The following is a 20,968-nucleotide window of genomic DNA, read 5'->3' as shown; positions in this document are numbered from 1 at the left end:
CCCAGGAGCATGGCAGCGGACCAGGAAACAATCAAGCACGCTTGCATGATTTTCTGCCTGACAGCCGCCACCGCGGGCAGCCCGGGGGGGCCTTCCGGGGGACTTCCGGATGTGTCAGCGTCCCGCCGGCTCCGGGAAGGCCGCCATCGCCACGTCGACCATCCGCTCCAGCGCCTCCCGCCCCACTCCGTCGCAGGCCTGCTGATTCATGCCCTGGACGACGGCCGCATAGAAGACGGCCAGGCCCTCGGCGTCGGTGTCGTCGGGCAGCAGGCCCTCGTCGATGTCGGCCTGGACGCGGGCGGCGAAGAGAGCCTTGGTCGCTTCCCGCATCGCCCGCAGTTCGCTCTTCACGTCTTCGGAACCAGGACCCCCGTTGGTCGCGGCGGTGATGACGAGGCAGCCCGGCGGGTGGCTCGGGTCGGTGTAGTCGGCGGCGATGTGCTTGAGCACGCGGGCGAGGGCGGTCCGGGCGTCCGGACCCTCCAGCGACACGGAGCCATAGGTGCGGGAGTACAACTCCACTGCCTCGGAGAACAGTTGGCGCTTGTCCCCGAACGCGGCGTAGAGGCTGGGCGGGTTGATCCCCATCGCCTTGGTGAGCGAGGAGACCGACGTGGACTCGTACCCGTACGTCCAGAACTCGCGCAGCGCGACAGCGAGGGCGGCGTCCCGGTCGAAGGCGCGGCGGGGGCGGCGGGCCCGGGGCGGGGGCTCGGGTCGGGCGGGGCTCGGTTCGCTGCTCACCCCACCACTCTACGCCAGCTGTAGCGATCGCTAAGGAAGCAGTGCTACGGTCCGGGGCGTGGCCAGCTTTAGCGATCGCTAAAGCAGCCGCACTCACCGGCCATGCCACCCGACCCCCACCCACCAGGGACCCCACCATGACGAGCACCCACGAAACCGCCCCGCCCTCCACCACACCCCTCACCGCACCCCTCGCCCGCACCGTGCGCGGCTCCGGCCCCGGGCTCCTGCTCGCGCACGGCGCCGGAGGGGGGATCGAGGCGAACTACGGCCCGATCCTGGACGGGCTCGCCGCCCGGCACACCGTCGTCGGGGTCGACTATCCGGGGGCCGGCGCCTCGCCCCGCTCCCTCGCCCCGCTGGACGTCGACACCCTGGCGGACGAGCTGGTGGCGGCGGCCGATGCGGAGGGGGTCGAGCGGTTCGCGGTGAGCGGGTACTCCCTGGGCGGCCCGGTCGCGATCCGGGTCGCCGCCCGCCATCCGGAGCGGGTCGACGCGCTGGTACTGAGCGCGACGTTCGCGTACGCCGACACGCGGACGGACCTGGTCGCCTCGGTCTGGCGGCAGCTCCTGGCGGTGGACGACCCGCGCCTGCTCGGCGAGTTCGTCCAGCTGATGGCGCTGGGCGAAGGGGCCCTCAACACCCTCACGCCCGACGAGATACGGGCCGGCGCCGAGCTGATTACGGCGACCGTGCCGCCGGGGACCGGCGATCAGGTGGATCTGGTCCGGCGGATCGACGTACGGGAGGATCTGGCGGGGATCACCGTGCCTGCCCTGGTGATCGTCACGGCGGACGACCCGCTCGTCTCCCCCACCCTGCAACGCGCCCTGGCGGCCGGGCTGCCCGGATCCGAGACGGCCGAACTCCCGACCGGCCACCTGCCGTTCGCCGAACGCCCGCAGGAGTGGCTGGCGCTCATCACCGGCTTTCTGGCACGCCACCGGGAGGCCGGGAGGGCTTAACCCCCGACGACCCCTCCGGCGGACCCCGCGGCTTCTCCGACGGACCGGCGGGAGGGCTCAGTCCCCCGACGTACCCCCTGACGGACCCTCCGACGGACCCCTCACCCCGGCCTCGTCCAGCGCCGGGGCGAGGACCGCGAAGGCCCTGTCCGTCAGCGCGGCGGGGTCCTCGGCGCCGCCGCTGTCGCTCCAGCGCCGCAGCACGGTGTCGAAGGCGGCGAGGGCGGCACCGGCGGCGAGACGGGGGTAGAGGTCGACCTCCGGGTCGAGCCCCTGGCGGCGGGCGGCCTCGACCGCGAGGTCGTCGCGCCACTGCCCCTGGTGCTCCAGGAAGCGGGCGCGCAGGGCGGGGGTGCGCAGGATCAGCTGGACGACGCGCAGGGCCCGGCCGGAGTGGTCGACGCCGTCGGCGCAGGCCGCCATGGCGACCCAGACGGCGTGCCGGAGCGCCACGGAGGGGGGCTCGTCGGCGGGGCGGGCGGCGAGCTCGGCGCACATGCCGGTGCCCATGTCGGCCAGGAACTGGACGACCACGTCCTCCTTGGACGCGAAGTAGCGGAAGAACGTCCGTTTGGAGACTCCGGCGGTGGCCACGATCTCGTCGACGGTGACCGCGTCGAACCCCTCCACCGCCATCAACTGGAGTGCGGCTTCGGTCAGTTCGGTCGAGACGAGCTGACGTTTGCGCTGGGCCATGGTCACTTCGGGGCGGGGGCTCACGCCGGCCATCGTAGCGCCATGCCATCGTCGACACCTAGTGCCACTCTGACACCTAGTAACTCCTTGACACTTAATGCCACCCAAGACAACGTATGCCACATGACTGAGAACCCCACACCGAAGCAGCCCTGGACCGTCGAACGGATCCCCGACCAGAGCGGCCGCGTCGCGGTCGTCACCGGGGCCAACAGCGGCCTCGGCCTGGCGACCGCGCGTGCTCTCGCCCGCCGGGGCGGGCGCGTGATCCTCGCCGTGCGCGACGAGGAGAGGGGCCGCCGGGCCGTCGCGGACATCACCGCCGGGCAGCCGGGCGCCGAGCTGGAGGTGCGCCGGCTGGACCTGGCCGATCTCGACTCCGTACGAGCGTTCTCCGACGCCCTGCACGCCGACCGCCCCCGGCTGGACCTGCTGGTCAACAACGCCGGGGTGATGGCGCCGCCGCGCTCGTCCGGCGCGCAGGGGCACGAGCTGCAGTTCGCCGCCAACCACCTCGGCCACTTCGCGCTCACCGGGTTGCTGCTGGACCTGCTGGAGCGGGGGCAGGACCCCCGCGTCACCACGGTGACCTCGGTCAACCACCGCAAGGCGCGCCTCGACTTCGGCAACCTGAACGGCGAACGCGGCTACAAGCCGATGGTCTTCTACGACCGTTCCAAGCTCGCGAACGCCGTGTTCGGGCACGAGTTGCACCGACGGCTGGCGGCGTCCGGCAGCCCGGTCCGCAGCGTGCTCGCGCACCCCGGCTACACCGCCACCAACCTGCAGACGAGCGCGCCGACGGGCCTGGTGAAGCTGCTGTTCGGCCGCGTCCTGCTCCCCCTCGCCCAGCGCCCCGACACCGGCGCGCTCCCGCAGCTGTACGCGGCGACCGCCCCGGGCGTACGCGGCGGCGAGCTCATCGGCCCGGACGGCCGCGGAGAGCTGCGCGGCGGCCCGACCCGGGTGCCGCTCGCCCCGGTGGCCACCGACGCGGAGACCGGGCGGCGGCTGTGGGAGGCGTCGGAGGAGCTGACCGATGTCCGCTTCCCGTTCCCGGCGCCGGCCTGAGGCCTGAGGCCCGGGGCCGGGGCCAGGGGCCGGGGGCCAGGGGGGACGTGTCCGATTCCCGTTCCCGCCGCCCGCCCGACACCGGCCGCCGCTGCTAACCTCCGCCGATGACTGCCGAACCGCACCTGGTGAACCCGCACTTCGACGGCGACCGGCTCGTCCTGGAGGAGCGCCACGACGGCGGATCCCTCCGCTACGCCTTCCCCGGTACGACGACACCGCCCCCGGGCCCGCTGCACGCGCTCTCGCTGGACGAGGCCCTGCACGCGCGCCTCTGGCCGGCCGGTACGGCGGAGGCCGTCCTGCGGGCGTGGGCGGAAGGGTCCGGCCCGTGCGGGACGGTGGAGGTCCCGGTGCACGATCCGGCCGCCGTCCCTCCCGTACGGGTCCGGGCCGGGGCGATCGTGATCCGCGACGGGCACATGCTGCTCATCCACTTCCGGGAACCGGACGAGGGCGGCCCGCACTTCGAGATCCCGGGCGGTGGGGTGGAGCCGGGCGAGACGCCCGAGGAGGCCGCCGTACGGGAGCTCCGCGAGGAGACCGGTCTCCACGGGAGCGTCGGGCGCGAGGTGGCGCGGGTCTGGAAGGAGGGCCGGCACGAGCACTATTTCCTCATGGCGGCCGAGGGACACCTCGGGGCCCCCGAGACGCTGGACACCTACGGCGGCGACCCCGTCTGGATCCCCGTGGCGGAGCTGCCCACCACCCCGCTGTGGCCGCGCCGGCTGTCCTGGCGGATCGAGCACTGGCTTCGGATGGGGTGGCCCGCACACCCGGCCGAACTCGCCGACTCCATCACCGACCTTCAGGCGCACTGCACCTGGTGACAGCACGCTGGAATCTCCCGCCCCCTCCGTCGGACGGGCGGTATTTTGCAGCACCATGAGAGAGACCACAGTCGCCCTTCCGGAAGAACCGGAAGGGCGACCGGACGCGGAGCCGCCGAAGCGCAGCCGGGAGCTGCCGGTCTTCGACAGCGGGCGTCCCCTCGCACCCCATGAGATGGACGCGTCGGTGTACGAACACAACAAGAAACGGGCCGCACGCCGTTGATCACCGCCGCCGACAGCTGAGGCCTCCGCCCCTCACCCCTTCTGCCGCTTCTTCCGCGCCCCCGTCTGACTGCGTACCGCGCCCATGCTCGCCCCGATGACCAGCGCGATGGCGAGGGCGTCCGTCGTGGACAGGGCCTGGTTGAGGATGAGGAAGCCCGCCGTGGCCGCGATCGCCGGTTCCAGGCTCATCATCACCGCGAAGGTGGAGGCGGGCAGGCGGCGCAGGGCCATGAGTTCCAGGGTGTACGGGAGCACCGAGCTCAGGACCGCCACCGCCGCGCCGAGCGCCAGCGTGGACGGGACCGTGAGCTTCGCGCCGGACTCCCAGATGCCGAGCGGCAGCGAGAGGACCGCCGCCACCACCATCGCCAGGGCCAGCCCGTCCGCCTGCGGGAAGCGGCGGCCGGTGCGGGCGCTGAACACGATGTACGCCGCCCACATCGCCCCGGCCCCCAGCGCGTACGCCGCTCCCACCGGGTCCAGGCGGTCGAAGCCCCCGCCGCCCAGCAGGACCACGCCGACCAGGGCGAGCCCGGCCCACACCACGTTGATCAGGCGGCGCGAGGCGAAGACGGAGAGCGCGAGCGGGCCGAGCACCTCCAGGGTGACGGCGATTCCGAGCGGGATGCGGTCCAGCGCCTGGTAGAAGAGCGTGTTCATGCCGCCCATCGCGACGCCGAAGGCGACCACCGTGCCCCAGTCCGCGCGCGAGTGGCCGCGCAGCTTCGGCCGGCACACCACCAGCAGGATCAGCGCGGCCGCCGCCAGCCGGAGCGTGACGACGCCCAGCGCCCCCGCCTTCGGCATCAGCAGCGCCGCGACGGCCGAACCGAACTGGACGGACAGGCCACCCGCCACCACCAGCACGATCGGCACCAGCCCCGTCCCACGCCCCGGGCCGGTCCCGGGACCGGGGTCCTTCGGGCCGGCCGTGTCCAGGGCGGGTACCGCCTCGGGTACGGCGACGGCGGCGGCAGCGGCCGGCTCCGAAGCGCTGGGCTGGACGTTCACGGGCGGCCTTCCGGAGGTACGAGGAGTGGGCGGGCTCATATCCCACGCCCACCCACGGTAGAGATCCGCGCGCCTCCCGTGAAATGAGTTCTGGGCTCCCGTTATGCTCCGGACGCATGAGCAACCCGGAAGGCGCGGACCCCGCAGGCGAACCAGGGTCCCCCGGCCGCCCCGCACGCGACTCCGCCGCCCCCGCACCCCCCACCCGCGCCGTCGAACTCCGTCACCTCCGGGCCTTCCTCGCCGTCGCCGACGAGGGCAACGTCACCCGGGCAGCCGCACACCTCGGCCTCACCCAGCCCGCCGTCTCCCGCACCCTCGCCGCCCTGGAGCGCCACCTGGGCATCCGGCTCGTCGACCGCTCCACCCACCACCTCGCCCTCACCCCCGAGGGCGTCGCCTTCCGGGACAAGGCCGCCGCCGCGGTCGCCGCCTTCGACGAGGCGCTCGACAGCGGGCGGCTGCGCCACTGGCCCCTGCGGCTCGGGCACGCCTGGTCGGCCTTCGGCCCGTACACCACACCGCTCCTGCGGGGCTGGCAGGAGCGGTATCCGGCCACCCCGCTGGAGCTGCTCCGGATCGACGACCGCACCGCCGGGCTCACCCGGGGCGAGGTCGACGCGGCGCTGCTGCGCGGGCCGGTGGAGGCGCCGGGGCTCGTCACCGAGGTGCTGTTCACCGAGGCCCGGGTGGCGGCGGTGACGGCGGACGGCCCGCTCGCCTCCCGTACGTCGCTGCGCCTCGCCGACCTCGCGGGCGGCCCCGTCGTCCTCAACACCGTCTCCGGCACCACGACCCCCGCGCTGTGGCCGCCGGAGGCCCGGCCCGCCGCCACGCTCACCGTCGCCAACACCGACGACTGGCTCACCGCCATCGCCGCCGGGCGCGGCCACGGCGTCTCGGCCGCCTCCACGGCCGCCATGCACCCGCACCCGGGCGTCGCCTACGTCCCGCTGGAGGACGCCCCGGGCATCCCGGTCCTCCTCGCCCGCCGCGACGGCCCGGGCCACCCGGCCCTGCCGAAGCTGGCCGCGCTGGCCCGGGAGATCGTCGCGCGGCACTCCGCGCACCAGGCCCCGGCACGACGGCCGCACCAGGCCTGACGGTGAGGCCACGCGGCCTCGTGGGCGCTGACGATGTGGCGCCGCGGACGCTGATGACCTTGCGCTGCGGGCGCTGACGGCCTGGCCCTGCGGGCGCTGACTCCGCCGTCAGCGGGGCAGGGGCTGCACCAGGGCGTCGCGGTACCAGTCCGCCGGACGATCGACCTTGCGGACGGTACGGGCATCGAGCGCGACGGCGGCGGAACTCGTCCCCAGCGTTCCGTCCGAGTGCCAGGTGCCGACGACGGTCACCCAGGTGTCGGCGGGCGGGATCTCGCCACCGTGGATCCGTACTTTGACCGCCTGGGCGTCCGCCGAACAGCAATTGATCAGAAGCCGGGTCAGGTCCCAGCCCTCATCCCGTTCGACGGGCGTGACGAAACCGGTCATCTCGATGGTGCGTCCCTTGACGGCCTGTTCGGGGTCCTGCCGGACGCGCGTGGTGAAGTCGCCGAGGGTCAGCGGAAGGGGCGAGATCGCGGGGAGCGGTTCGAAGTCGTCCTGCTGTACGGCTACCGGCTTGGAGGTCTGCCGGGAGGCGGTGTAGGCGCCGAGGGCCGGCGGGGCGTAGAGGAGCATGCTCAGCGCGGGCAGGAGGAGCAGCCAGGCCGCCCGGGGCACACCGGAGTGGTCGTGAGGGTGGCCGTCGTGGTCCTCGTGCGTTCCCCGTTCACCCCTGTCCCGAGGTGCGCCCGGCCTGCGCTGCGACCAGGCGTCGGCCACGCCGAGCACGAGCAGCAGCACCCCCGACGCGATCAGCATCGGGCGCATCCACTCCTTGACGTAGCGCAGGTAGAGGTCGGTGAGGAGGGAGATGTGCAGCAGACCGGTGCCGCTGAGGACGAGCAGGATCGCCTGCGGGAAGCGCTTCACAGCAGTATTCCTCCGACGAGCGTGCCGCACAGGATGGCGACGACGGTCGTCGCGGCGGAGAAGCGGATTGCGAAGGCCCGGCCGAACGTGCCCGCCTGGAGCGCGATCAGCTTGAGGTCGACCATCGGCCCGACCACCATGAACACCAGCCGCGCGACGGGCGAGAAGCCGGTGAGCGAGGCCGCGAGGAAGGCGTCGGCCTCCGAGCACACCGACAGCAGGATGGCGAGCCCGGCGAGGAACAGCACGGACAGCCAGGGCGAGTCGGAGAACGTGTCGAGTACGGATTGGGGGACGGCGACGTTGAAGGTGGCCGCGGCCATGGCCCCGACGACGACGAAACCGGCCGCGTGCAGGAAGTCGTGCTGGAAGCCGAGCCGGAACTCCGTCCAGCGGCTGTGCCCCGGCTGGTGTCCGGTGTGGCGCACGGTCGGCCGCAGCCACTTCTCCCGGCCCAGCGCGAGCCACAGCCAGCCCATCACGACGGCCGTGGCGAGCGAGGCGAGCAGCCGGGCCACGACCATGGACGGGTCGCCGGGGAAGGCGATGGCCGTCGTGGTCAGGACGACCGGGTTGACCGCCGGAGCCGACAGCAGGAAGGCGAAGGCCGCGGCCGGCGTGACACCCCGGCCGATCAGGCTGCTGGCGACGGGGATCGACGCGCATTCGCAGCCGGGCAGGACGACCCCGGCCGCCCCGGCCACCGGGACGGCGAGCGCGGGCCTGCGGGGCAGCGCACGGTCGAACACCCTCGCCGGTACGAACGCGTTGATGGCGCCGGACAAGGCCGTTCCCAGCAGCAGGAACGGCAACGCCTGAACGGAGATGGACAGGCAGACGTTCCGCCATGCCTGCACAGCCGGTGCGTCGCCCCACAGGCCGATGACGACGACCAGGGTCCCGGGAAGCACCGCCGCGCCCAGCAGAAGCAGGGGTGTGAAGAGGGGCGAGCGGCGGAGCTGGGGCTCGTCCTCGGCGGCCACGGGAGCGACTTCGTCCTCCGCGGCCCCGTACGGAACCCCTGACCGTTGACCTGCGCTGCGCATGCCGCTCCGATTGTCCGATGCTCGGACCGAAAGATACCTCCGCCGCCCCGGCCCCCAGCGCGCCGGTGGTGGCATCGGAGGGCCCGCAGCCCCGGCAGCCGTGTTTCAGGGGCGACCGTCCTCCAGCCCCTCCGCGATCACCTCCGCCAGATGCCGTGCCCGCCGCCCGGCCAGCTGGTCCAGCTGCGTACGGCAGGAGAAACCGTCCGCCAGCACCTCCGCCCCCGGCTCCGCTCCCCGCACCGCAGGCAGCAGTTGCTCCTCCGCGCACGCAACGGACACCCCCCAGTGTCCCTTCTCGAAGCCGAAGTTCCCGGCCAGCCCGCAGCACCCGCCGCTCAGCTCACCGGTCAGCCCCATCCGCTCCCGCAGCCGCCGCTCCGCCGCGTCCCCGAGGACCGCGTGCTGGTGGCAGTGGGTCTGGCCGACGGCCGGGCGGTCCAGGCGGGGCGGGGTCCAGTCGGGGGCGTACTCCTCCAGGTACTGCGCCAAGGTCCGTACGGAGAAGGCGAGTTCGTGGGCCCGAGGGTCATCGGGGAGGAGTTCGGGCAGGTCCGTACGGAGGGTGGCGGCGCAGCTCGGTTCGAGGACGACGAGCGGGTGGCCGGGGAGCAGGCCGATCCGGTCCAGGGTGCGGCGCATCACCGCGCGGGCCGCGTCGAGCTGACCCGTCGATACGTACGTGAGGCCGCAGCACACCCCGCTCGGCGGCGGCAGCACCGTACGCCCCGTCGCCTCCTCCAGCACCCGGACCGCCGCCCGGCCCACCTGCGGGGACAGGTGCTCGGTGAAGGTGTCCGCCCAGACCTGCACCACCCGGCTGGACGAGACGATGTGCCTCCCTTTGCCATGGCGTCCGCGCAGCCAGCGGCTGTACGTCTCCGTCGCCAGCTCCGGGATCGTCCGCTCGGGCGTGATCCCCGCCAGCCGCTTCGCGAGAGCCGCCAGGGGGCGGATCCGGGCCAGCGCGTTGAGCGGGCGGGCGAAGGGCGCCGCCAGGCGCAGCCACCGCGGGAGGCGGCCCAGCGCGTAGTGGGCCGCGGGGCGGAGGCGACCCCGGTAGTGGTGGTGCAGGAACTCCGCCTTGTACGTGGCCATGTCGACGCCCACCGGGCAGTCGCTGCGGCACCCCTTGCAGGAGAGGCAGAGGTCGAGCGCGTCCCGGACCTCCGTGCTCCGCCAGCCGTCCGTGATCACCTCGCCCGCGAGCATCTCGTGCAGCAGCCGCGCCCTCCCCCGCGTCGAGTGCGCCTCTTCTCCGGTCACCCGGTAGGACGGGCACATCACGCCCGCGCCGGGAGCCGTCTCCGTACGGCACTTGGCGACGCCGACGCACCGCCGTACCGCCCCCGCGAAGTCGCCGCCGTCCTGCGGGTAGCCGAACTCCACGTCCACCGGGCGCCCCGGCCCCGGCAGGACGTCGAAGCGGAGGTTGGTGTCGAGGGGCACCGGGCGGGCGAGCATCCCGGGGTTCAGGCCGCCGTCCGGGTCCCACAGGTCCTTGAACCGGCCGAAGATGCCCACGAGTTCGTCCCCGTACATCCGGGGCAGCAGCTCCGCTCGCGCCTGCCCGTCGCCGTGCTCGCCGCTGAGGGAGCCGCCGTGCGCGACGACGAGATCCGCCAGCTCCTCGGAGAAGCGGCGGAACCTCGACACACCTGCCGGTGTCAGGAGGTCGAAGTCGATGCGTACGTGGATGCAGCCGTCGCCGAAGTGGCCGTACGGCGTTCCGCGCAGGCCGTGTTGAGTGAGCAGGGCCCGGAAGTCGCGGAGGTAGGGGCCGAGCCGGGCGGGCGGCACCGCGCAGTCCTCCCAGCCGGGCCAGGCCTCGGTGCCGTCGGGCATCCGGGTCGCGGTGCCGGAGGCGTCCTCGCGGATCCGCCACAGGGCCCGCTGCACGGCCGGGTCGGTGACGACGGTCCCGTCCACCGCGTCGGCCGCCCGCAGGATGCGCTCGGCGTGCGCACGCGCCTCGGCCGGGGTGGCGCCGCCCGTCTCCACGAAGAGCCAGGCGGCCCCGCGCGGCAGCCCGGCGGGTTCGCGTACGAGGTCGGCGGCCATGCCCTCGACGGTGAGCGGGCGGTACGGGAGGAGGCCCGGGGCCGCCTCGGCCGCCGCCGACTCGTCGGCGTACCCGAGGACGGCCAGGGCCCGGGCGCGCGGGGCCTCGACCAGGCGGACGGTCGCCTCGGTGACCACGGCGAGGGTGCCTTCGCTGCCGCAGAACGCCCGTACGGGGTCGGGGCCGCCGGGGTGTTCGGGGAGCAGGGCGTCGAGCGCGTAGCCGGAGATGCGGCGCGGGAGGTCGGGGTAGCCGGTGCGGAGCAGGGCGAGGTGGGCGCCGATCAGTTCGCGTACGCCGTGGGGGCCCACGGCCCTCCCCTGCTCCAGCCGCAGCGCCTCACCCCCGTACCGGACCACCTCCAGCGCCCGCACGTTGTCCGCCGTGGTGCCCCAGGCCACCGAGTGCGCGCCGCAGGAGTTGTTGCCGATCATGCCGCCGAGGGTGCAGCGGCTGTGCGTGGACGGGTCCGGGCCGAAGGTCAGGCCGTGCGGGGCGGCGGCGGCCCGCAGGTCGTCCAGGATGACGCCGGGCTGGACGGTGGCGGTGCGGGCGGCCGGGTCCAGGGCGAGGATCGAGCGGAGGTGGCGGGTGAGGTCCAGGACGAGGCCGGTGCCGGTGGCCTGGCCCGCGATGGACGTGCCGCCGCCGCGCGGGACGACGGGGACCCCGTACTCCTGGCAGACCGTCAGCGCGGCCGCGATGTCGTCGGCGTCGCGCGGGGCGAGGACTCCGAGGGGTACGCGGCGGTAGTTGGAGGCGTCCATCGTCGTCAGGGCCCGGGCGGTGGGGCCGAAGTCGGCCTCGCCGCGCACGGCGGAGCGGAGCGCGGCGGCGAACCCGTCAGGGGCCTCGGCGGTCGGGCGACGGTGCTGGCGATGCTGTTCGGCCATGGCTTCAGCATGCCGTCGGTACAGATGAACTCTTGGGATGTGGGCGGATAAAGACCCGCAAGCCGCACAAAAAAGCCCACAAGATCTTCCCAAACAGACCGTCAAGTCTCCTATAGTGACCAAGACTTGAGCAGGAACTATCAGCTCCAGTTGTGCATGATCGCCCGCTCCCGTGGTGAACTGTCCGGATTTAACCGGTGCAGTTTCGCCCGTTCCGCACCGTCCGCCACCGAGGACTCCGATTGCGCCCCTCATTCAGGCCCACCGCACTCGCCCTGCTGATCTCGGCAGCCGTCACCGGCACGCTGACTCTGTGGGCCGTGGCCGCGGCCCCCGATTCGGTACGGACCCCGCTGGCCTGGGGCGCGGGCGCGGCCGCCGTGCTGCTGAGCGTCTGCGTGGCCGTCACCGTCCACACCCTGGGGACCGCGCGCACGCTGGGCTCCCTGCGGGCCGCCGACTCCCAGCGCTTCACCTCCGAGACCTCGCGCCTGGTCTCCGCCTCCGCGGCCGAGGCCCAGCGCTTCACCGCGGAGACCGCCAGGATCAAGGCCGCCGCCTCCGCCGAGACCGCCCGGGTCGCCACCGAGGCCCGCGCCGAGGTCGAGCGGATCAGCGCGGAGGCCGCCGCCGAGCGCTCCCGCCTCTCCGTGACCGTCGACCGGCTCACCGCCCGCGCCACCCGCGCCGAGACCGAGCGGTCCGCCGCCGTCGCGGCCTGCGCCAACGCGGCCGGGCGGATGCAGGCCCTGGCCACCAGCATGCTGGCCGACCTGCGGGAGATGGAGCACCGGCACACGGACGAGTCCGTGCTCGGGGACCTGCTGTACCTGGACCACCGCACCGCCCAGGCGGGCCGGCTCGCGGACTCCATCGCCGTACTGACCGGGGCGCGTTCCGGGCGGCGCTGGGCCAAGCCGATCGTCATGGAGTCGATCCTGCGCGGCGCGATGGGCCGGATCGGCAGCTACCAGCGCGTCCGCCTCCACTCCACCAGCGATGTCGCGATCGCCGGGCACGCGGCCGAGGGCGTCATGCACGCACTCGCCGAACTCCTCGACAACGCGGCCAACTTCTCGCCGCCCACCGCCGAGGTCCACGTCTACGTGGAGGAGGTCCCGGCGGGCATCGTCATCACCGTCGAGGACAGCGGCCTGGTCATGAGCGAGGTGCAGCTGCGCCGGGCGGAGAAGGCCGTCTCCGCCGACCACCAGGACCTCACCAACCTCTCCGGCACCCGGCTCGGCCTCGCCGTCGTCGGCCGGCTGGCCCGTAAGCACGGCCTGACCGTCTCCTTCCGGCCCTCCGCCCGGGGCGGCACCGGCGCGCTGATGATGCTCCCGCAGGACCTCATCTCCCGCGCCACCGCACCGGCCCCGGGCCCGGCGTCCGCGCTCCCGGCCCCGGCCACCGCTTCCGCTGCGGCTCCCGTCGAGCCGGAGCCGTCGCACGCCTCGGCCGCCGGCGCGGACACCGCCGGGACCACGCACACGGCCCGGCCCCTCACCGCCATCGACTCCTCCGAGCCCCTGACCCCGGCGGCGGAGTCGCAGCGCGCGAAGTCCGAGCGCACGGATTCGGAGCGCACGGAGTCGGAGCCCACCGATTCCGAGTCCGAGTCCACCGGCACCGTCCCCGCGTTCGGCGAGAGCGGCCTGCCCAAGCGCCGCCGCGGCCGCACGCTGGCCGCCGCCGAAGCCCGTACCGGCAACGCCACCCCCGGCGGAGCCGACAACCCCCGGGCCCGTACCACCGACCCGAAGGTCCAGGCCGCGCGCTTCAGCACCTTCAGCCGCGCGGTACGTGCCAACTCCCCGCACCCGGAAGGCAACACCCGATGACCGCGACCACCGACGAGAAGCTCAACTGGCTGCTGGAGGGGCTGCTCGACCGCACCCCCGGCACCCGCCACGCCCTCGTCCTGTCCCGCGACGGCCTCAAGCTGTGCCGCACCCCCGAGCTCTCGGTCGACCAGGCCGACCAGCTGGCCGCGATCTCCGCCGGGATCCAGAGCCTGTCGCACGGCGCGTCCATCGAGTTCGGTGACGGCACCGGCGGCGTACGCTCCGCGATGGCCGAGTTCTACGGCGGTGTGCTGTTCATCGTCGAGGCGGGCGCGGGCGCCCACCTGGCCGTCGTCGCCGACGAGGACTCCGACGTGGGCCTGGTGGGCCACAACATGAGCGAGCTCGTCGAGCAGCTCGGCGAACACCTCGTCGCCCCGCCCCGCTCCCCCGCCGCCGATATCCCGTCGGCGGCCGAGAGCTCGGCCGTATGACGACGGCGCCCCGCCCCCGCCCGGGCCGCGACGACGATCCGGACCGGCTGTACACCCTCACCGGGGGACGCAGCCGCTCCGACTCGGCCGCCTTCGACCTGGTGACCCTCGTCGTCGCCGAGTGCGACCCGGCCCCCGGCATGCAGTCGGAGCACGTCGCGATCCTGCGGATGTGCCAGGGCCCCACCGCCGTCGTCGAGATCGCCGCGAGCCTGAACCTGCCGGTCAGCATCGTCCGCATCATGCTGTGCGACCTGCTGGACACCGGCCGGATCAGCGCCCGCCACCCCCGTACCGCCCGTGTCGCGGACCGGCTCCCCGACCCCGACATCCTGGAACAGGTGCTCGTTGGACTCCGCAACCTCTGACCGCGCCGCCCTGAGCGACACCGCCGACAACGGCCTCAAGATCGTTGTCGTGGGCGGCTTCGGGGTCGGCAAGACCACCATGGTCCGATCCGTGAGCGAGATCCGTCCGCTCAACACGGAGGAGACGATGACCCGCGCGGGCGAGGCCGTCGACCACCTCGACGGCGTACAGGCCAAGACGTCCACCACCGTGGCGTTCGACTTCGGTCGCATCACGCTCGACGCCCGCTCGGTGCTGTACCTCTTCGGCGCGCCCGGACAGGAGCGGTTCTGGTTCCTGTGGGACCGGCTGTTCTCCGGCACGCTCGGCGCGGTCGTCCTGGTGGACACCCGCCGGCTCGCCGACTCCTGGTACGCCATCGACCGCCTGGAGCACCACGGCACGCCGTTCATCGTGGCGTGCAACGACTTCGGCGGCCCGCTCCACAGCGAGCAGCAGATCCGCGAGGCCCTGGACCTCGCGGACGACGTGCCGCTGGTGGAGTGCGACGCCCGGGACCGGTCCTCCAGCAAGTACGTACTCATCACGCTCGTCGAGCACCTCGCCGCGCTCTCCGCCGCCCGCCTGAGCGCCGCCGAGGCGGCCGTGTCCGAAGCGGCGCTGGCGGCGGCCGCCCCGACCCCGGAGCCCGCCCCGTGACCACGACCTCCGGCACGCCCGGCACCGCCTCCGGCTGCCCCGTCACCCACGGGTCCGTCCCCCTGTCCGGGCCCCGCTTCCAGAGCGACCCCGTCCAGCTCTACCGGGACATGCGGCGCGACCACGGCGCCGTCGCCCCGGTCGTGCTCGACGGCGACGTGCCCGCCTGGCTCGTCCTCGGCTACCGCGAGCTGCACCAGGTCACCGGCGACCCGGCCCTCTTCAGCCGGGACTCCGACCTGTGGAACCAGTGGGACCGCATCCCGGACGACTGGCCGCTGCTGCCGATGATCGGGCGGAAGCAGCCCTCGATCCTCTACACGGTCGGCGAGCGCCACAGCGTCCGCGCGATGATGATCAGCAACGCGCTGGAGGGCGTCGACCCGTTCTCCCTGAAGCGGTACGCGGAGGAGTTCGCGGACGAGCTGATCGACCGGTTCTGCACCAAGGGCGCGGTCGACATCATCGCGGAGTACGCCAAGCTGCTCCCCGCCCTGGTCCTGGCCAGGATCTACGGCTTCTCCGACGAGGAGGCGTACCCCCTGGTCGGCGCGATCAACGACATGATCGACGGCCGGGAGCGGGCGCTCGCCGGACAGCAGCACCTGGCGACCTCGATGTTCCAGCTGCTGGCCGACAAGCACGCCGAGCCCGGTGACGACGTCGCCAGCCGGATGATCGCGGACGTCGGCGGGTTCACCGACGAGGAGGTCGCCCAGGACCTCATGGTGATGATGGCGGCCGGGCACCAGCCGACCGCCGACTGGATGGGCAACTCGCTGCGCCTGATGCTCACCGACGACCGGTTCGCCGCTTCGCTCTCGGGCGGCCGCCACAGCGTCGCGGAAGCGATGAACGAGGTCCTCTGGGAGGACACCCCCACGCAGAACGTGGCGGGCCGCTGGGCCGCCCGCGACACCCACCTGGGCGGGCGCCACATCCGCGCCGGGGACCTGCTGCTGCTGGGGATCGCCGCCGCCAACGGCGACCCGCAGGTGCGGACCCACGCCTCGGCGCTGACCGGCGGCAACAACGCCTTCCTCTCCTTCGGCCACGGCGAGCACCGCTGCCCGTTCCCGGCCCAGGAGACCGCCGAGGTCATCGCCCGTACCGGCATCGAGGTCCTGCTCGACCGGCTGCCGGACGTGGACCTCGCCGTCCCCGCCGAGCAGCTCACCCGCCGCCCGTCGCCGTGGCTGCGCGGGCTGACGGACCTGCCGGTGCTCTTCACGCCCACGCCCGCCCTCGGCAGACCAGGAAGCCTCGGAGGCCCCGCATGACCCGCATCGCGCTCGACCCCTTCGTCAGAGACCTCGACGGCGAGAGCGCCGCGCTGCGGGCCGCCGGTCCGCTGGCCGAGGTGGAGCTGCCGGGCGGTGTACACGTGTACGCGGTCACCCGCCACGCGGAGGCCCGCGCGCTGCTCACCGACAGCCGGGTGGTCAAGGACATCAACGTGTGGGGCGCCTGGCAGCGCGGCGAGATACCGATGGACTGGCCGCTGATCGGCCTGGCCAACCCGGGCCGCTCGATGCTGACGGTCGACGGGGCCGACCACCGCCGTCTCCGTACGCTGGTGGCGCAGGCGCTCACGGTGAAGCGGGTGGAGCGGCTGCGGGCGGGCATCGAGGCCCTCACGAACGCGAGCCTGGAGAAGCTGGCGGCCCTCCCGGCCGGGCAGCCGGTGGACCTGAAGGCGGAGTTCGCCTACCCCCTCCCCATGAACGTGATCAGCGAGCTGATGGGCGTGGACGCGGCGGACCACCCGCGGCTGAAGGAGCTGTTCGAGAAGTTCTTCTCGACGCAGACGCCGCCGGAGGAGGTCCCGCAGATGATGGCGGACCTCGGGACCCTCTTCACGAAGATCGTCGACGACAAGCGGGCGAACCCCGGCGACGACCTGACCAGCGCCCTGATCGCGGCCTCCGAGGACGGTGACCACCTCACCGACGAGGAGATCGTCAACACGCTGCAACTGATCATCGCCGCCGGACATGAGACCACGATCAGCCTGATCGTCAACGTGGTCGAGGCGCTCCAGACCCACCCGGAGCAGCGCAAGAAGGTCCTGAACGGCGAGATCGGCTGGGACGGTGTGATCGAGGAGACGCTGCGCTGGAACACCCCGACCTCGCACGTCCTGATCCGCTTCGCGACGGAGGACATCGAGGTCGGCGACAAGATCCTGCCGAAGGGCGAGGGCCTGATCATCTCGTTCGGCGCGCTGGGCCGGGACGAGGAGCAGTACGGCCCGACGGCCGGCGAGTTCGACGCCACCCGCACCCCGAACCGCCACATCGCCTTCGGCCACGGCCCGCACGTCTGCCCGGGCGCGGCGCTCTCCCGCCTGGAGGCGGGCATCGCGCTCCCGGCCCTCTACGAGCGGTTCCCGGAGCTGGAGCTGGCGGTCCCGGCCACCGAGCTGCGCAACAAGCCGATCGTGACGCAGAACGACCTGTACGAGCTGCCGGTGGAGCTGGGCTGCCCGTTCGGCCACGCGTCGTAACCGTCCTCGGGCGGGGTCCACGGGTCGGAGCGCACGTCTCATCGGACGGACACGGTTACGGAGCCGTGCCACCGAGGGACTACGCTCCGACGCGTGGCCGACATCCAGATTCCCGCTGACATCAAGCCCGCCGACGGACGCTTCGGCGCCGGTCCTTCCAAGGTGCGGACGGAGGCGCTCGACGCGCTGGCCGCCACCGGCACCTCTCTCCTCGGTACGTCCCACCGCCAGGCCCCGGTCAAGAACCTGGTCGGCGAAGTACGCGACGGCGTGCGCGCGCTCTTCTCCCTCCCCGAGGGTTACGAGGTCATCCTCGGCAACGGCGGCTCCACCGCCTTCTGGGACATCGCGACGCACGGTCTGATCGAGGCGAAGTCCCAGCACCTGAACTTCGGTGAGTTCTCCTCCAAGTTCGCCAAGGCCGCGAAGCTCGCGCCCTGGCTGTCCGACCCCACCGTCATCGCCTCCGACCCGGGCACCCACCCGGACCCGCAGGCCGAGGCGGGCGTCGACGTCTACGCCTTCACGCACAACGAGACCTCGACGGGTGTCGCGGCCCCGGTCAAGCGCGTCGCGGGCGCCGACGAGGGCTCCCTCGTCCTGGTGGACGCCACCTCCGGTGCGGGCGGCCTCCCGGTCGACATCACCGAGTCCGACGTCTACTACTTCGCCCCGCAGAAGTCCTTCGCCTCCGACGGCGGCCTCTGGATCGGCGTGTTCTCCCCGGCAGCCCTGGAGCGCGCCGCCCGGATCCACGCCTCGGGCCGGCACATCCCGGAGTTCTTCTCGCTCCCGACGGCGATCGACAACTCCCTCAAGAACCAGACGTACAACACCCCTGCGCTGTCCACCCTCTTCCTGCTGAACGAGCAGCTGAAGTGGATGAACACCCAGGGCGGCCTGGACTTCACGACGGGCCGCACGGCCGCGTCCTCGGGCCACCTCTACGGCTGGGCGGACGAGTCCAAGTACGCGACCCCGTTCGTCACGGACCCGGCGAAGCGCTCGCAGGTCATCGGCACGATCGACTTCTCGGACGAGATCGACGCGGCGGCCGTCGCCAAGGTGCTGCGCGCCAACGGCATCGTGGACACCGAGCCGTACCGCAAGCTGGGCCGCAACCAGCTGCGCGTGGCGATGTTCCCGGCGATCGACCCGGCGGACGTGCAGGCGCTGACGGCGTGCATCGACTACGTGATCGAGAAGCTGTAGTTCTTCGCTTTTTCTACGGCTGTACGGCTGTAGGGAGACGGCCCGGCACCCGCGTGGGGTGCCGGGCCGTTTCTGCATCACTCGACCGGGTGGCATATGCCAGAAGCGCGGTTCTCGGCCGTCCCGCTCTACGATGATGCTCTCGACACCAGCCCATTCCAGGAGGCCCGCAATGTCTGCAGCAGCAGTCGAGCACCCCTGTGACGATGAGCCGGAAACGCTGCTGGAAACGGCCAACCGTCTCACCGAGCAGCTTCCGGGGCATCGCGTCGAGATCATCGGAGGCGTCATCACCGTGGCACCACCGGCGGACGGCTTGCACGCACGCGCGCTCACCAAGCTCATGCGTCCCTTCATCTCCGCAGGCCTCGATGACGGGGAGACGGAGGTCCTCCAGGGCGTCGGCCTCTGGCTCCCTGGCGGACCCCAGGACTTCGCGATCCCCGACCTGGCGATCGTCGACGCCGACTTCGACGAGCACCTGGAAAAGAACAACAGCTACGACCCCGCCTGCTTCCGCCTGGTCCTGGAAGTCACCTCCGGGAACTACCAGAACGACCTCCGCAACAAGGTCACCGCCTACGCCCAGGCCAAGATCCCGGTCTACGTGATCGTCGACCGCAAGCACGGCCGGGTCCACGTCCTGACCGAACCGCTGCCCGGCGGCTACGACCGCCACGAGGTGTACGCCCCCGGCCAGGAGGCACCGCTGCCCGCCTCCATCGGCGCCGAACTCTCCCTGGACGTCGACGAGATCGTGCGGGCGGGCCGCCCGAAACGCTGAGCCCGAAACGCTGAGGACGGGACCGGGCGCGCGCCGCTAGGGTGCGGGCCATGAGTTCACCCGAGCCTCCCGTCGTGCCCCGCGCCCCCCACGTCCCGTACACCGGAGGCGAGAAGGAGAGCCTCCACACCAGCCTGGACCTGCACCGCGATGCGGTCCTGTGGAAGCTGGCGGGCCTGGACGACGAGCAGGTGCGCCGTCCGATGACCCCGACCGGGACCAATCTGCTCGGCCTGGTCAAGCATCTCGCCGCCGTCGAATACGGCTGGTTCTGCTCGACGTTCGGCCGGGAGACCGAGCCGTTCTGGTTCGACCCGGCGACCGAGGACATGGCGGCCGGTCCCGACGAGACCACCGCCGACATCCTCGCCTTCTACGCCCGCGCCCGCGCTGCCGCCGACGCATCGATCCGGGAGACGGACCTGGAGACGACGGGCACCGCGTGGGACGGGCGGGTCGTGTCGATGCGGTGGGTGCTCATCCACATGCTGGAGGACACGGTCCGGCACGCCGGGCACATGGACATCGTGCGCGAACTGATCGACGGCGCGGTGGGCCGCTACCCGGGCGTGGAGTGACCGAGCCCCGTCCCTCACCCCCCGACCTGTCCTCACTCCCCCGGTGCCGCCGCCAGCACCGCGCGCAGGGCGGCTATCCCCGCCAGCCACTCCTTCTCCGCCCCGGCATCGGCCCACAGGTCCAGCGGCTCCGCGTTCGGGCCGGTGAGGCGGTCCAGGGCGCGGACCGCCAACGTGCGCAGGTCGGCCGGGAGCGGGGGCAGGGGGTCCTTCGGACCGTACGCGGTGGTGATGGGCTCGCCGCCGGGGCACTGGGCGGCGACCAGGGCGGCTGCCGCCACCGCCTCCTCGCCGCTGTCGAGATAGTCCTGCGGCGCGGTCCCGGCGGCGGCGGTCAGGACGGCCCGGAGCACGTCCGCCTTCTTCTCCGGCTCGGCGTCGTCCACCCTCCCGCCGAAGTCCGCCGCGGTGTCGTTGTCGAAGTGGCCGATGTCCCAGGCGCCCATGGGGTCCCCCTCCAGTGCTCCGCAGTGATCCGCAGTGATCCGCAGTGTTCTGCGTGTTCTGCGTCGATGTCCCCATCCTCACAGCCACCACTGACAATCGGCCGGGGCCCGGGCTCACCTCACCCGAGAGCCCCCACCTCGGGAACCTCCCCCGTCCGAACCGTCCTCGTCCTCATCATCGCCGTCGTCCGGAATGTGCACGTCGAAGACGTTGATGTTGATCTCGACGACCTTCAGTCCGGTCATCGTCTCCACGGCGTCGATGACGTGCGTACGGATCCGGTCGGCCAGCTCATGGATCGGAACGCCGTACTCCACCTCGACGTCGACGTCGATCGCCGTCTCCTTCTCGCCCACCTCGACCTTCACGGTCCGTCCGCTGCTCGACGATCCGGAGACCCGGCCCGTCACGGCGCCCAGTGCCTTCGAAGCGCCCTTGCCCACGGAATGGACGCCGTCGGTCTCACGGATCGCGATGCCCGCGATGGTGGCCACGACGCCGTCGGCGATCGTGGTCCTGCCGCGTACGCCTTTTCCTTCGCTTCCGCCGCTCGTCGCCGCGTTTCCGCTCCCAGGTTCGATGTCGACCATGTCGCTCCGCCTCACAGAGAGTGGTTGCCACGGGTGC

General features: G+C 72.7%; 22 protein-coding genes. 14 read left to right on the top strand and 8 right to left on the bottom strand.

Features of this window, described 5'->3' with window-relative positions:
• Positions 1-114: 114 nt before the first annotated feature.
• Positions 115-747, bottom strand: coding sequence for a TetR/AcrR family transcriptional regulator (locus IF17_RS0118140; protein WP_030567181.1), 633 nt, complete (start codon positions 745-747; stop codon positions 115-117).
• Positions 748-884: 137 nt separating this feature from the next.
• Here IF17_RS0118140 and IF17_RS0118135 point away from each other — a divergent pair, with 137 nt between their 5' ends.
• Complete coding sequence (locus IF17_RS0118135) at positions 885-1,715, top strand: alpha/beta fold hydrolase (RefSeq protein ID WP_030567179.1); 831 nt, start codon at positions 885-887, stop codon at positions 1,713-1,715.
• Positions 1,716-1,772: 57 nt separating this feature from the next.
• Here the strand turns inward: IF17_RS0118135 and IF17_RS0118130 are convergent, their stop codons facing one another.
• Positions 1,773-2,444, bottom strand: coding sequence for an acyl-CoA-like ligand-binding transcription factor (locus IF17_RS0118130; protein WP_030567174.1), 672 nt, complete (start codon positions 2,442-2,444; stop codon positions 1,773-1,775).
• A 90-nt stretch (positions 2,445-2,534) separates the two neighbouring features.
• Here IF17_RS0118130 and IF17_RS0118125 point away from each other — a divergent pair, with 90 nt between their 5' ends.
• The 3 genes from IF17_RS0118125 (at position 2,535) to IF17_RS1000000138575 (ending at position 4,538) form a co-directional block, all read left to right on the top strand.
• The gene (locus IF17_RS0118125; protein ID WP_030567167.1) at positions 2,535-3,482 is read left to right on the top strand and encodes an oxidoreductase; all 948 of its coding nucleotides are present in this window, start codon (positions 2,535-2,537) and stop codon (positions 3,480-3,482) included.
• A gap of 107 nt (positions 3,483-3,589) precedes the next feature.
• Entirely contained in the window at positions 3,590-4,312 is a 723-nt protein-coding gene (locus IF17_RS0118120; protein ID WP_030567165.1) for an NUDIX domain-containing protein, read from the top strand.
• A 55-nt stretch (positions 4,313-4,367) separates the two neighbouring features.
• Positions 4,368-4,538: a CopG family transcriptional regulator gene (locus IF17_RS1000000138575; RefSeq protein ID WP_106980204.1), complete on the top strand. Its 171-nt coding sequence runs from the start codon at positions 4,368-4,370 to the stop codon at positions 4,536-4,538.
• Between the two features lie 32 nt (positions 4,539-4,570).
• Here the strand turns inward: IF17_RS1000000138575 and IF17_RS0118115 are convergent, their stop codons facing one another.
• Positions 4,571-5,551, bottom strand: coding sequence for an EamA family transporter (locus IF17_RS0118115; RefSeq protein ID WP_030567164.1), 981 nt, complete (start codon positions 5,549-5,551; stop codon positions 4,571-4,573).
• A 116-nt stretch (positions 5,552-5,667) separates the two neighbouring features.
• Between IF17_RS0118115 and IF17_RS0118110 the strand changes: the two genes are divergently transcribed.
• Positions 5,668-6,654, top strand: coding sequence for a LysR family transcriptional regulator (locus IF17_RS0118110; RefSeq protein WP_030567163.1), 987 nt, complete (start codon positions 5,668-5,670; stop codon positions 6,652-6,654).
• A 108-nt stretch (positions 6,655-6,762) separates the two neighbouring features.
• On the opposite strand, the gene IF17_RS0118105 is transcribed toward IF17_RS0118110, so the two are convergent.
• From IF17_RS0118105 to IF17_RS0118095, 3 genes are all read right to left on the bottom strand, one after another.
• Entirely contained in the window at positions 6,763-7,527 is a 765-nt protein-coding gene (locus IF17_RS0118105; protein WP_030567162.1) for a TIGR03943 family putative permease subunit, read from the bottom strand.
• Entirely contained in the window at positions 7,524-8,573 is a 1,050-nt protein-coding gene (locus IF17_RS0118100) for a permease (protein WP_030567161.1), read from the bottom strand. The genes IF17_RS0118105 and IF17_RS0118100 overlap by 4 nt, the downstream gene beginning before the upstream one ends.
• A gap of 105 nt (positions 8,574-8,678) precedes the next feature.
• On the bottom strand, positions 8,679-11,528 hold the full coding sequence (locus tag IF17_RS0118095) for an FAD-binding and (Fe-S)-binding domain-containing protein (RefSeq protein WP_030567160.1): 2,850 nt from the start codon (positions 11,526-11,528) through the stop codon (positions 8,679-8,681).
• Between the two features lie 242 nt (positions 11,529-11,770).
• Between IF17_RS0118095 and IF17_RS0118090 the strand changes: the two genes are divergently transcribed.
• From IF17_RS0118090 to IF17_RS0118050, 9 genes are all read left to right on the top strand, one after another.
• A complete protein-coding gene (locus IF17_RS0118090; RefSeq protein ID WP_030567159.1) occupies positions 11,771-13,369 on the top strand; it encodes a sensor histidine kinase in 1,599 nt (532 codons plus the stop codon).
• On the top strand, positions 13,366-13,806 hold the full coding sequence (locus tag IF17_RS0118085) for a roadblock/LC7 domain-containing protein (RefSeq protein ID WP_030567158.1): 441 nt from the start codon (positions 13,366-13,368) through the stop codon (positions 13,804-13,806). Before IF17_RS0118090 ends, IF17_RS0118085 begins: the two co-directional genes overlap by 4 nt.
• Positions 13,803-14,174, top strand: coding sequence for a DUF742 domain-containing protein (locus tag IF17_RS0118080; RefSeq protein ID WP_007449967.1), 372 nt, complete (start codon positions 13,803-13,805; stop codon positions 14,172-14,174). Before IF17_RS0118085 ends, IF17_RS0118080 begins: the two co-directional genes overlap by 4 nt.
• The gene (locus tag IF17_RS0118075; protein ID WP_030567157.1) at positions 14,155-14,814 is read left to right on the top strand and encodes a GTP-binding protein; all 660 of its coding nucleotides are present in this window, start codon (positions 14,155-14,157) and stop codon (positions 14,812-14,814) included. The genes IF17_RS0118080 and IF17_RS0118075 overlap by 20 nt, the downstream gene beginning before the upstream one ends.
• Positions 14,811-16,094, top strand: a complete 1,284-nt coding sequence (locus tag IF17_RS0118070; RefSeq protein ID WP_030567156.1) for a cytochrome P450 — start codon at positions 14,811-14,813, stop codon at positions 16,092-16,094. Before IF17_RS0118075 ends, IF17_RS0118070 begins: the two co-directional genes overlap by 4 nt.
• Entirely contained in the window at positions 16,091-17,320 is a 1,230-nt protein-coding gene (locus IF17_RS0118065) for a cytochrome P450 family protein (RefSeq protein WP_030567155.1), read from the top strand. The genes IF17_RS0118070 and IF17_RS0118065 overlap by 4 nt, the downstream gene beginning before the upstream one ends.
• A 93-nt stretch (positions 17,321-17,413) precedes the next feature.
• Positions 17,414-18,532, top strand: coding sequence for a phosphoserine transaminase (gene serC, locus IF17_RS0118060; protein WP_030567154.1), 1,119 nt, complete (start codon positions 17,414-17,416; stop codon positions 18,530-18,532).
• A 172-nt stretch (positions 18,533-18,704) separates the two neighbouring features.
• Positions 18,705-19,316: a Uma2 family endonuclease gene (locus IF17_RS0118055; RefSeq protein ID WP_030567153.1), complete on the top strand. Its 612-nt coding sequence runs from the start codon at positions 18,705-18,707 to the stop codon at positions 19,314-19,316.
• Between the two features lie 50 nt (positions 19,317-19,366).
• Positions 19,367-19,894, top strand: coding sequence for a DinB family protein (locus IF17_RS0118050; RefSeq protein ID WP_051884046.1), 528 nt, complete (start codon positions 19,367-19,369; stop codon positions 19,892-19,894).
• 32 nt (positions 19,895-19,926) lie between these two features.
• On the opposite strand, the gene IF17_RS0118045 is transcribed toward IF17_RS0118050, so the two are convergent.
• Together IF17_RS0118045 and IF17_RS0118040 are read right to left on the bottom strand one after the other, a co-directional pair.
• Complete coding sequence (locus IF17_RS0118045) at positions 19,927-20,340, bottom strand: DUF4259 domain-containing protein (RefSeq protein ID WP_030567150.1); 414 nt, start codon at positions 20,338-20,340, stop codon at positions 19,927-19,929.
• A gap of 114 nt (positions 20,341-20,454) precedes the next feature.
• The gene (locus IF17_RS0118040; RefSeq protein ID WP_030567148.1) at positions 20,455-20,931 is read right to left on the bottom strand and encodes an Asp23/Gls24 family envelope stress response protein; all 477 of its coding nucleotides are present in this window, start codon (positions 20,929-20,931) and stop codon (positions 20,455-20,457) included.
• Between the last annotated feature and the right edge of the window lie 37 nt (positions 20,932-20,968).

Origin of the sequence: Streptomyces cyaneofuscatus, from assembly GCF_000718135.1 — a bacterium.
GTDB classification, from domain to species: domain Bacteria; phylum Actinomycetota; class Actinomycetes; order Streptomycetales; family Streptomycetaceae; genus Streptomyces; species Streptomyces cyaneofuscatus.
Note: the sequence above shows the minus strand (reverse complement) of the source record. Positions and strands in the feature narration are given on the sequence as shown.